Here is a 2,670-nt window from a genome sequence, read left to right on the forward strand (position 1 = left end):
ATCCAGCCTGATCGGCCATTGGGCGCACCGACAACTGCGGTGCGATAATCTTCGTCTGTCCAAAGTACCCAGTAGTCGGCAGCAACAAACGGTACAGAGGCGAAACGCACCTTGAGCCGTGCTGGCCCTACAATTTCTGCAGTGCCACTAATGCGCGAAGTCTCGACGCCCACTGCATCGCGGCAAATGTTCAGGACAGACAAAAGCCCATCGTCGCGCACCCCGTATTCAGCCGTCACGCCAACGCATCCCGCTTCAAATGGGACGGGGAAACGGGCCACTTCGTGCCAAACGCCCGTGTAGCGTTCAGGATCGAATACAGCCTTTGATGAAATCGGCACGTCAGTATCGCGGTAGACCTCTAGGACACCGCAGCCTGACAACACGAATGCAAAGACAATTAGCGCCCTCATTTGGACACAGGCGCTTGTTTTTTCAGCCCCAGTTTGGCGCGCACTTCGGCGGGGCCAATGACTTTTGCGCCAAGGTTTTCGATAATCCCTGCAGCACGTTCTACCAGTTGCGCATTGGTCGCCAAGACACCGCGATCCAGCATCAAGTTGTCCTCTAGCCCGACACGCACGTTGCCGCCCGCAATAACTGACGCCGCGACGTAGGGCATCTGGCTACGTCCCAGACCAAAGGCCGAAAACGTCCAATCGTCCGGTACATTATTGACCATCGCCATAAAGGTATTGAGGTCATCTGGCGCGCCCCAAGGCACACCCATACACAGCTGAACAAGCGCAGGACCGTCGAGCACACCGTCTTTGACAAGCTGCTTGGCGTACCAAAGATGACCAGTGTCAAAGGCTTCGATCTCGGGTTTTACGCCAAGTGCAGTCATCATACGTCCCATCGCCACCAACATTCCCGGTGTGTTGGTCATCACATAGTCAGCTTCGGCGAAATTCATGGTGCCGCAGTCAAGCGTGCAAATCTCTGGCAGGCACTCGGCAACATGTGCCACACGTTCAGTCGCCCCGACCATATCCGTACCAGCAAGTGTGGGAAACGGCTTTTCGGTGCCGCCAAAAATGATGTCACCGCCCATACCTGCAGTCAGGTTTAGGACCACATCAACTTCGGCATCGCGGATGCGATCGGTGACTTCGCGGTACAGCGCCAAATCGCGCGACGGCGCACCAGTTTCGGGATCACGGACATGGCAATGCACCACGGCCGCGCCGGCCTTAGCGGCATCAATCGCGCTATCTGCAATCTGCTGGGGCGAGCGGGGCACATGAGGGCTGCGGTCTTGGGTCGACCCCGATCCTGTCACGGCGCATGTTATGAACACTTCGCGATTCATCTGTAGCGGCATCGTTATCTCCCCTTTTCGCAACCACCAAATTCAGGTGACACTTGCCCAAATCCGGTCACCACACAAGGCGCAATTGTGGATTTCAACCCATCTGGCCTAGTAGGGCATCGGGTGCAATTTATGGACCGCATCGATGGCAGCTGTCACCTCGTCAGTTAAGACCAGATCTTTGCCAGCAAGGATTTGCGTCAACTGGTCAGACGTCGTTGCCCCAAAAATGGCCGACACGGCAAATGGTCGTGTGCGCTGCCACGCCATCGCCATATGCACCGGATCAAGCCCGTGTTTGGCCGCGAGGTCCAAATACGCTTGCACTGCGGGCCAAAGCCGGTCTGTCACGCGTCCGCCTAAATTGTTGTTCAGCGACAAGCGGCTCCCATCCGGCACGGCGCCGTTTTGATATTTGCCCGTCAGCAAGCCACACGCCAATGGCGAAAACGAGAGCAGCGTTACGTCTTCATTCACGGCCATTTCGGCCATGTCAGTGTCATAGAGCCGGCACAAAAGCGAATATTCATTCTGCACCGACGCCATACGCGGCAGGCCTTTGGCTTCGGCCTGATCGATCCATTTGGTCATCCCCCACGCACTTTCGTTGGACATGCCGATGCTGCGGATTCTGCCCGCTTTGACCATGTCACCCAGCGCCTCGAGCACATCCAGCATGTGATCCATGGTCTGCTGGCGATTTTGCCCAGACGGATCATATGTCCAGTTTTGTCGGAACATGTACGACCCACGGATCGGCCAATGCATCTGATAAAGATCAATTACATCGGTCTTGAGGCGCTTCAGCGACGTCTCAACCGCTTCGCGAATTACTGCACCGTCGTAGCCGCGCCCGTCACGTACCCAGCCGGGGTTATTGCCTGACACTTTGGTCGCGATCACGATTTCATCGCGGCGTCCGGCTTTGGCAATCCAATTGCCAACAATTTCTTCTGACAGACCCACGGTTTCGGCGCTGATCGGATTGACCGGATACATTTCAGCGGTGTCGACAAAGTTGATCCCTGCATCCAGCGCCATATCGATTTGACGGTGCGCATCGTCTTGCGGCGTTTGGTTGCCAAACGTCATCGTGCCAAGGCACCATTCGCTGACCATGATGTCGGTGCGACCTAGGGGAAGTTGTTTCATATCATCTGCCTCAATTCCAAGATTTGCGGCAGACCCTAAAGCGACACGGCCCAAGGGCAAGGTGCAAACACGACAGCTTGGGTCGATTATAGTCTAGCAATGCATCGGCCACAGGCGCATATCTTTTGAATGCGGATGATTATCTCTTTTGCGGCCCTGTTTATGTCAGTGGCACTATTGCAGCTTTCGTCCGGAGGCGTCGGCCC

Annotated in this window: 3 protein-coding genes; all 3 read right to left on the reverse strand. The window is 55.9% G+C overall.

The genetic code is table 11. The annotated features are described in order from the left end of the window. Positions 1–413 (reverse strand): lipocalin family protein (locus QZ197_RS15760; RefSeq protein ID WP_296433172.1); only part of this gene is annotated, 413 nt, incomplete at its 3' end. Further along, entirely contained in the window at positions 410–1,324 is a 915-nt protein-coding gene (locus QZ197_RS15765; RefSeq protein ID WP_296433173.1) for a 3-keto-5-aminohexanoate cleavage protein, read from the reverse strand. The genes QZ197_RS15760 and QZ197_RS15765, both read right to left, overlap by 4 nt. A gap of 96 nt (positions 1,325–1,420) precedes the next feature. Continuing rightward, positions 1,421–2,464: an aldo/keto reductase gene (locus QZ197_RS15770; RefSeq protein ID WP_296433175.1), complete on the reverse strand. Its 1,044-nt coding sequence runs from the start codon at positions 2,462–2,464 to the stop codon at positions 1,421–1,423. Between the last annotated feature and the right edge of the window lie 206 nt (positions 2,465–2,670).

It is taken from the genome of Yoonia sp. (assembly GCF_017854415.1).
Lineage (GTDB): Bacteria > Pseudomonadota > Alphaproteobacteria > Rhodobacterales > Rhodobacteraceae > Yoonia.